Origin of the sequence: Pseudomonas sp. I2 (assembly GCF_040984075.1) — a bacterium.
GTDB classification, from domain to species: Bacteria; Pseudomonadota; Gammaproteobacteria; order Pseudomonadales; family Pseudomonadaceae; genus Aquipseudomonas; species Aquipseudomonas guariconensis_B.
This window is the reverse complement of the sequence record NZ_JBCGFQ010000149.1, coordinates 1-461: the sequence shown is the minus strand read 5'-3', so window position 1 is coordinate 461 and position 461 is coordinate 1. Positions and strand designations below refer to the sequence as shown.

Genomic DNA, 461 nt, shown 5'->3' with positions numbered 1-461 from the left:
CGGTTGATCATGTTTTCAATGTGCGACATCTGCGTTTCTTCATTGCCATTAGCGGACTGGACAAAAACTTTGGCGCCTAAGGATTCCGCTTTATTGACGAAAATATCACGGTCTTTCTGCCAGCGCTCCAGACGCAGATCGTCGATGGCCATGCCAATCATCACTTCTTTCGCCATCCCCGCCATGCTGGCGAGCAGGAGGGAGCTGGCGCAAAGCGTAAGGCAAAGGTTCTTTATCTTCATAATAACGATACCTTTTTTGTAAGGGTAGGTAAGACGAACGGAAAATAATGTTTGATACATGAGGTTGCGGATACGTTACAGATTCTTAACGCGGAAAGCAGGGCTGGCAATTACCGGTTCTTATTTTGCCGTTATGAAATTTCGTTTAATGTGCAAATTATGACGGCGATCGTATTTTATTCATGCACGCTCTTATTATTGCACTGGACTGTCTCTGAC

1 pseudogene is annotated in these 461 nt (G+C 45.1%); it reads right to left on the bottom strand.

Features of this window, described 5'->3' with window-relative positions:
- Positions 1-242 (bottom strand): annotated as a pseudogene (locus WCE05_RS25980) (D-xylose ABC transporter substrate-binding protein); the annotation flags it as partial.
- Positions 243-461: the final 219 nt, after the last annotated feature.